Source organism: Actinotalea sp., assembly GCF_035443605.1.
GTDB lineage: Bacteria > Actinomycetota > Actinomycetes > Actinomycetales > Cellulomonadaceae > Actinotalea.
This window is the reverse complement of the sequence record NZ_DAORSQ010000110.1, coordinates 1-7,529: the sequence shown is the minus strand read 5'-3', so window position 1 is coordinate 7,529 and position 7,529 is coordinate 1. Positions and strand designations below refer to the sequence as shown.

General features: G+C 73.6%; 6 protein-coding genes. 2 read left to right on the top strand and 4 right to left on the bottom strand.

Annotated features, from left to right (window positions below):
- On the top strand, positions 1-2,913 hold a 2,913-nt coding region (locus PKY62_RS11120; RefSeq protein WP_324536939.1), incomplete at its 5' end, for a bifunctional proline dehydrogenase/L-glutamate gamma-semialdehyde dehydrogenase.
- 45 nt (positions 2,914-2,958) lie between these two features.
- The gene (locus tag PKY62_RS11115) at positions 2,959-5,238 is read left to right on the top strand and encodes a putative bifunctional diguanylate cyclase/phosphodiesterase (RefSeq protein ID WP_324536937.1); all 2,280 of its coding nucleotides are present in this window, start codon (positions 2,959-2,961) and stop codon (positions 5,236-5,238) included.
- A gap of 2 nt (positions 5,239-5,240) precedes the next feature.
- Here the strand turns inward: PKY62_RS11115 and nusB are convergent, their stop codons facing one another.
- The 4 genes from nusB to PKY62_RS11095 all read right to left on the bottom strand — a co-directional run.
- The gene (gene nusB / locus PKY62_RS11110; protein WP_324536935.1) at positions 5,241-5,657 is read right to left on the bottom strand and encodes a transcription antitermination factor NusB; all 417 of its coding nucleotides are present in this window, start codon (positions 5,655-5,657) and stop codon (positions 5,241-5,243) included.
- 4 nt (positions 5,658-5,661) lie between these two features.
- Positions 5,662-6,225, bottom strand: coding sequence for an elongation factor P (efp, locus tag PKY62_RS11105; protein WP_324536933.1), 564 nt, complete (start codon positions 6,223-6,225; stop codon positions 5,662-5,664).
- 14 nt (positions 6,226-6,239) lie between these two features.
- Complete coding sequence (locus PKY62_RS11100; RefSeq protein WP_324536931.1) at positions 6,240-7,373, bottom strand: M24 family metallopeptidase; 1,134 nt, start codon at positions 7,371-7,373, stop codon at positions 6,240-6,242.
- On the bottom strand, positions 7,370-7,529 hold a 160-nt coding region (locus PKY62_RS11095; protein WP_324536942.1), incomplete at its 5' end, for a type II 3-dehydroquinate dehydratase. The genes PKY62_RS11095 and PKY62_RS11100, both read right to left, overlap by 4 nt.

Here is a 7,529-nt window from a genome sequence, read left to right as displayed (position 1 = left end):
GTGCTCGGGGAGGCCGAGGCCGCAGGGCGCCTGCGCAGGGTGACGGCGCTCGTCGAGCGGCCGGACGTCGACTACGTCTCGATCAAGGTGTCCTCCGTGGCGAGCCAGCTGTCCACCTGGGACACGGGTGCGAGCCGCGACCGGGTCCTGGCCACCCTCGTCCCGCTGTACCGCACGGCGCGCGCGCACGGCACCTTCCTCAACCTCGACATGGAGGAGTACCACGACCTCGCGCTGACGGTCGAGGTGTTCGAGCGCCTGTGCGCGCTGCCGGAGCTCGCGGACGCACCCCTCGGGCTGGTGCTGCAGGCCTACCTGCCGGACAGCCTTGACGCGCTCGACGAGGTCACCGCCATCGCGGCGCGGCGGGTCGCGGCGGGCGGCTCGCGGGTCAAGGTGCGCCTGGTCAAGGGCGCCAACCTCGCCATGGAGCAGGTCGAGGCCGAGCTGCACGGCTGGCCGCAGGCGCCGTACGCGACCAAGGCCGACGTCGACGCGAGCTACGTGCGCCTCGTGGACCGCGCGCTCGACCCCGACCGGACGCGCGCGGTGCGCGTGGGCCTGGCCAGCCACAACCTCTTCCACGTCGCCCTGGGTCACCTCCTGGCCGCCGAGCGCGGCGTGAGCGAGGCGCTCGACGTCGAGATGCTCCAGGGGATGGCCCCGGCCCAGGCGCGGGCGGTGCGCGACACCGTCGTCGGTGCCGGTGCCGGTGCCGGTGCCAGGGCAGGCGGCCCGGCCGGTCCGGACGGTCGGCCGCGGGGCTCCGTGCTGCTCTACACCCCGGTGGTGGCGCGCGCAGACTTCGACGTCGCGATCGCCTACCTCGTGCGACGCCTCGAGGAGAACGCCGCATCCCAGAACTTCCTGCACGCGCTCTTCGCCGGGCAGGGCGCGGGCCTGGCGGCCCAGCACGCCGCGTTCCTCGACTCTGTCCGCGACAGCGCGACGGTCTCGGCGGTGCCGCGGCGGGTGCCCCGGCCCGCCGTCGACCTCGTCGCGCGCCGCGACGCCGGCCCCACGCCCCCGTTCGCCAACACCCCGGACACCGACCCCGCCGTCGCGGCGTCGCGCAGCTGGGCTGCGGGCCTGCTCGTCCGGGAGGTGGCCGTCCCGCCGGCGACGGTGATCACCAGCGCGGCCGAGGTCGACGCCGCCGTCGGCCGGGCCGTCGCGGTCCGGCCGCTCTGGGCGCAGCTGCCCCCGGAGCGGCGTGCCGCCGTGCTGCGCCGGGCCGCGGTGCACCTCGAGGCGGGCCGCGGGGACCTCGTCGCGACGATGGTCCACGAGGCCGGCAAGACCGTCGCGGAGGCGGACCCCGAGGTCAGCGAGGCCGTGGACTTCGCGCTCTACTACGCCGAGCGCGCGGCCGAGCTCGCGGACGGCGGCACCCGCGGCGCCATGTTCCGACCGTGGGGCGTGACCGTCGTCACACCGCCGTGGAACTTCCCGGTCGCCATCCCGGTGGGCTCGGTGCTCGCGGCGCTCGCCGCGGGCTCCCCCGTGCTCGTCAAGCCCGCGCCACCCACGCCGCGCTGCACCCAGGTCGCGATGGCCGCCGTGCACGCCGCGCTCGACGAGGCCGGGCTGCCGCGCGACGTGCTGCAGGTGCTGCTGGCGCCCGAGGGCGACATCGGTCGACGGCTGGTCGCCCACCCCGACGTCGCCCGCGTGCTGCTCACGGGCTCGATCGAGACCGCGCGGCTGTTCGGCGGCTGGCGGGCGGGGCTGGACGTCGTCGCGGAGACGTCGGGCAAGAACGCGATCGTCGTCACGCCGTCGGCCGACGTCGACCTGGCCGTCGGCGACATCGTGCGCTCGGCGTTCGGGCACGCGGGGCAGAAGTGCTCCGCCGCGTCCCTGCTCGTCCTCGTCGGCTCGGCCGGCCGCTCGGACCGGCTGCGCCGCCAGCTCGCCGACGCCGTCGCGTCGCTGCGCGTGGGACCGGCCGCGGACCTCGCCACCACCGTCGGGCCGCTCACCGAGCCCGCGGCCGGGCCGCTGCTGCGCTCGCTGACCGTGCTGGACCCCGGCGAGCACTGGCTGGTGCGGCCGCGCCGGCTCGACGCCGAGGGCCGGCTCTGGACGCCCGGGGTCAAGCACGGCGTCGCGCCCGGCTCCTTCTTCCACACCACCGAGGTCTTCGGCCCCGTCCTCGGCATCATGCGGGTCGAGACGCTCGACGAGGCTCTCGCACTGCAGAACGCCGTCGCCTTCGGCCTCACGGGCGGGATCTGCTCGCTCGACGAGTCGGAGATCGCCCACTGGCTCGAGCACGTCGAGGTGGGCAACGCCTACGTCAACCGGCACATCACCGGCGCGATCGTGCGTCGCCAGCCCTTCGGCGGGTGGAAGGCCTCCGTCGTCGGCCCCGGGGCCAAGGCCGGCGGCCCGCACTACGTCGCGCAGCTCGGAGCGTGGTCGGACGCGGACGTGCCCACCGACGACGAGGGCTGGCTCGCGTGGGCCCGTGCGGACGACGCCCGGGTCTGGGCGGCGGACCTGGGGCAGGAGCACGACCCGTCGGGCCTGCGCGCCGAGGCCGACGTGCTGCGCTACCGGCCCGTGCCGCACCTGACGCTGCGCGCCGGCGCCGGTGCGCGGCCGCGCGAGGTCGCCAGGGTGCTGGCCGCGGCGGGGTGTGCCGGGGTCCCGGTCACGGTGAGCACGGCGGGCGAGCAGGACGACGCCACGTTCGCGGCCCGGGTCCGTACCGGCGAGGTCACGGGGCGCGTCCGCGTCGTCGGGGCGGCGCCCGGCCTGCGCGAGGCCGCGCGGACGAGGCTGGGCGAGGTCACCGTGCTCGACGGGCCCGTGCTCGCCTCCGGCTCCCGCGAGCTCCTCAGCGTGCTGCGCGAGCAGGCCGTCAGCCGCACCCGGCACCGGTTCGGCCACGTGGCCGCCGCCGGCTGAAGATCAGGGCTCAAGGTCCCGGCCGCCGGGACCGATACACCCGCTGTGTCTGGTTCTGTCCCCACCTGGTCCACCGCGATCCAGCTCCTGGTCGCCGGTGTGGTCGTCGCGCTGTGCGCGCTCCAGGCGGGGTGGCTGCGCGGCGAGGGCCAGGACCGCGTCCTGCCGGGCGCGCTGCGCAGCGGGGGTGCCGCATGGATCCTCTACTGGTCGCTCGCGCTCGTCGTCGTCACCCTCCTCAACGGCCTCGCGACCCTCGTGCCGGCGGGTCCGGCGACCGAGCTGGTGCTCGCCCTGCGGTTCGCCGCGCTGGGTGCCGGCGTCACGCTGAGCCTCCCGGCGGTCCAGGCCTTCACGGGCGGGCCGAGCGTGCGTCTGCTCACCGCGGCGACCGCCACCTGGTACATCGGCGCCACCGTGCTGTGGCTGGGTACGGACCTGCTCTACGGCCACCAGACGGTGGGCGGCCTGCCGCAGTACGGGGTGCTCGCCACCGCCGTCGACCTGGTGCCGGTGATGGGCCTGGGCCTGTACGTCGCCCGCGTCGTCCAGGTCACGCGACTGACGGCCGTCGGCGCGCTCGTGACCGTCGCCGGCTTCGCGTCGGCGACGTTCCTCATCGCCTCGTCGATCCCGCCACCGTCGGACGTCACGGAGCTCCTCAAGGGCGTCTGGGTGCTCCCGATCGTCGTCGGGATGCAGATCTGGGCGGCGAGCGGCATCACGACGGTCCGCCGCGAGTCGCTGCGCCGCACGCGGATGCGCGACGCGCTGGCCCGGGTGGGCAACGTCGCCTGGCTTGCCCCGACCACCGCCGAGGTGCTCGCCGCAGCCACCGAAGCCGGTCGCGAGGTGCTCGGCGACCCGACCGTCACGGCGACGCTGCGCCACCTCGAGCACGACCGCTTCGTCACCGAGTTCCGCGCCGCACCCGACCGCACCACCGACGACGACGAGCGGGCCTTCCTCCAGGACCTCGCCCGGGTGGTCTCGGGCGCTGCGGAGCGCCAGGCGCTCACGGACCGGGTGTGCCGTGCCGCGTCGTTCGACGCCCTCACCGGGCTCGCCAACCGACCGTCGCTCGACCGCCACCTCAGCCAGACCCTCGAGGCCGCAGCCCGGGACGGCTCCGGGGTCGCCCTCCTCTTCTGCGACCTCGACGGCTTCAAGCTCGCCAACGACCGGCACGGCCACTCGTGGGGCGACCAGCTGCTCGTGCACACCGCGACGCACCTGCGCGACGTGCTGGGCGGGACGGCCTACCTCGCCCGGCACGGCGGGGACGAGTTCGTCGCCGTCCTTCCCGACGCGCCCGACACCGCCGTCCTGCTGCACCTCGCCCGCCGGCTGCGCGCCGAGATCGACCCGCCGGGCGACGACGTCGCCCGGCCCGGCCTGACGGTCGGCGTGGCCACCTGGGCACCGGACGACGTCCCGGACCCCGCGGGGCTGCTGCGCGAGGCCGACCTCGCGATGCTCGAGGCCAAGCGCTCCCACGCCGGCGTGGGCTTCTTCGACGAGCGCATGCGGGCCGAGGTCGCCTCGCGCGCCCAGGTCAGGGCGGAGCTCGAGACCGCGCTCGTCACCGGCGGGATCCTCGCCCACTTCCAGCCCCTCACCGACGCGATGACCCTGGAGGTCACCAGCCTCGAGGTGCTCGCCCGCTGGCAGCACGACGGCCGGCTGCGCCCGCCGGCGGAGTGGCTGCCGCTGGCCGAGGAGACCGGGCTCATCGTCGAGGTGGGCCGCCAGATGTTCATCGCCGCCCGCGCGGGCATGGAGCGGTTCGACCTGCCGGTCGCCGTGAACGTCGCAGCCCGTCAGCTCGACGAGCCCGACTTCGTGCGTCACGTCGAGGAGTCGTGGGGCACCGACGCCTGGGACCGCCTCACCATCGAGGTCACCGAGAGCGCGCTGCTCTACGACGCGCTGCACGTCCGCGCCTCGCTCACGGCCCTGGCCGCGCGCGGCGTGAAGATCGCGCTCGACGACTTCGGCACCGGCTACAACTCGCTGTCCCGCCTGTCCGAGCTGCCGCTGCACGTCCTGAAGATCGACCGCGCCTTCGTGCACGACATCGGCACCACCCAGGGCGCGGCCGTGCTGCGCGCCATCCTGGCGCTGGCCGAGGCGCACGGCCTCGAGGTCGTGGCGGAGGGCGTCGAGCGGCTCACCGAGCTCACCGCGCTCATCGACATGGGGGTCGTGACGGTGCAGGGGCACATGCTCGGCCGCCCGTCCGCCAACCTCCCGGTCCGCGCACGCAGCACCACGGCGCCGACGCAGCGGACCGGCCCGGACGCCGTCGCCGTCGTGCCCGCCTGACCTCAGCCCAGCAGCGTGGGCTTGAGGTCAACGATCCGGCCCAGCAGGCCGTTGACGAAGGTCGGCGAGTCGTCCGTCGACAGCGCGCGCGCCAGCTCGACGGCCTCGTCCACCGCGACGGCGTCGGGCACGTCGTCGTTGAAGAGGATCTCCCACGTGCCCAGCCGCAGCACCGCGCGGTCGACGGCGGGCATCCGGTCCAGCGTCCAGCCGTGCGCGTAGGTCGAGATGAGCTCGTCGATCTGCGCCTGCCGCTCGACGACACCCTCGACGAGGTCGACGGAGTACTGGGGCAGGGCGGCCTGCGTTCCGGGCTCGGTCAGGCGCGCGGCGAGGAGCTCGACGGGCGGCAGTCCGCGCTGGTCTGCCTCGAAGAGCACGTCGACGGCGCGCTTGCGGGCCTTGCTCCGTGCGGCCACGCGGTCAGTCGTTCACTCGGCCGAGGTACGACCCGTCGCGCGTGTCCACCTTGACCTTGGTGCCGACCTCGAGGAACAGCGGCACCTGGATCTCGGCGCCGGTCTCGAGCGTGGCGGGCTTGGTGCCGCCGGTGGAGCGGTCGCCCTGCAGGCCCGGCTCGGTGTAGCTGATGAGCAGGACGACGGACGGCGGCAGCTCGACGTACAGCGGGGCGCCCTCGTGCGTGGCGACCATCGCGGTCTGGTTCTCCAGGAGGTAGTCCGCGACGCTGCCGACGGTGACCTCGGGGACGTAGAGCTGGTCGTACGTCGCCGTGTCCATGAAGACGAAGTCGGTGCCGTCCTTGTACAGATACTGCATGTCGCGCTTGTCGACGGTCGCGGTCTCGATCTTCAGACCGGCGTTGAAGGTGCGGTCCACGACCTTGCCGGACAGCACGTTCTTCAGCTTGGTCCGCACGAAGGCGCCGCCCTTGCCGGGCTTGACGTGCTGGAACTCCACGACAGCCCAGAGGTTCCCGTCGATCTTGAGGACCAAACCGTTCTTCAGATCGTTCGTCGTCGCCATCCGCGCCTCTTTCGCTAGTCCACACGCAGCAGGTCGCGCGGGAAGTCCGTCATGATTTCCAGTCCCCCGTCGCCGACCAGACAGGTGTCCTCGATCCGGACCCCGCCCTTACCGGGCAGGTAGATTCCGGGCTCGACGGTGATGGGGACAGCAGCAGACAGCGTACCTGCCGTGGCGGCACCCAACATCGGCGACTCGTGGATGTCCAGGCCGACGCCGTGACCGAGCCCGTGGACGAAGACCTCGCCGAACCCAGCGGCAGAAATCACCGTGCGAGCGGCGGCGTCGACGGCCTTGGTCTCGGCACCGGGGACGGCGGCCGCCCGGCCGGCCTCGGCTGCCTCACGCACGGCCTGGTAGATCTCCGACTGCCAGTCCGCCGGGTCGCCGCCGACGATCACGGTCCGAGTGCAGTCCGCGTGGTAGCCATCCACCAGCGCACCGAAGTCGATGGTCACGAAATCTCCCGCCTCGATCGGGCGTGGAGTGGGGGCGTGGTGTGGTTCGCCACCGTTCGGCCCGGCGGCGACGATGGTGGTGAAGGCGCGGTCGGAAGCGCCGAGTTCACCCATCGTCAACTCCAGCATCCGCGCCACTTCTAGCTCGGTCATCCCTACCCGGACCTCCTGCAGAACCACCCGCAGCGACTCGGTGGAAATGCGGCAGGCCTCGCGCAGACTGGCGATCTCACTGCTGTCCTTGATCCGGCGCAGATCGGCCAACGGCGAGTCGACCTCGGTGACCCGGACCCCGAACATCGACGGGTGTGCACCGAGCATTCGGAACTGGGCGAGCGTCATCGACACGGGATCCACGCCGAGGTTGGTGACCGAATGCTCGCGAAGGCGCATCAGAAGTTGCTCGACGAGTTGCCGGGTGATGAGCAGCCCGACCCCGGGACATTCCACGGCTGCCTGTTCTGCGTAGCGGCCGTCCGTGGCGAGCTGCGGGGCCGAGCCCGCGATCGCTAGGGCGGCGCCATTGCTACCGGAGAAGCCGGTGAGCCAACGGACATCGCTGGGGTCGGTCAGAAGCAGGCCGTGCAGGTCGGCCGCGGCCAACTGATCCGTCAGGGCCTGCCACCGGTTCTTGAGCACGTGCAGCCGCTCTCGGGTGTCAGACGGCCAGCCGTCACGGTCGACGCTCATGAGTGGCCGCCGGGGTCCGCCGATGCCGGCGCACCCGCTGTCTGGTCGGACCGGCGCCCGGCGATTGCGCGAATGGCGAGCAGGTAGGACTCGGCCCCGAAGCCGGCGATGGTCCCTGTGGCCACCCCTGCGATGACGCTGGTATGACGGAACTCC

What these genes read in the sequence shown, in the direction of transcription:
- PKY62_RS11100 (WP_324536931.1), bottom strand. Translation starts at nt 7,373, where the DNA reads ATGAGCGTCGACCGTGACGGCTGGCCGTCTGACACCCGAGAGCGGCTG.
- efp (WP_324536933.1), bottom strand. Translation starts at nt 6,225, where the DNA reads ATGGCGACGACGAACGATCTGAAGAACGGTTTGGTCCTCAAGATCGAC.